A 243-nucleotide genomic window follows, 5' to 3' on the forward strand; every position below is an offset into this window, starting at 1 on the left:
ACGTACGATTTCGTTTCCGACCATATTCACACCGGGCCAGAATTTATCCAGTTTGCTGGTATTATCTGACCCATATCCTAAAGCAGTTACATAGTTAAGCAAGGCATCACGCCAAACATAAACCCCGTGTTTCGGATTGGATTTTACAGGAATCCCCCAAGTGAAGGTCGTACGACTCACAGCCAAGTCTTCCAAGCCCGGTTTAATGAAATTGTTGATCATCTCATTTTTGCGAATCTCAGG

The 243-nt window shown here is 44.0% G+C and carries 1 protein-coding gene; it reads right to left on the minus strand.

Annotated elements, in window-relative coordinates:
* Positions 1-243: class I tRNA ligase family protein (locus tag ETC07_RS16395; protein ID WP_168709236.1), on the minus strand; the 243-nt coding region annotated here is incomplete at both ends.

Origin of the sequence: Halomonas borealis (genome assembly GCF_004798905.1) — a bacterium.
In the GTDB taxonomy this organism is placed as follows: Bacteria; Pseudomonadota; Gammaproteobacteria; order Pseudomonadales; family Halomonadaceae; genus Halomonas; species Halomonas borealis.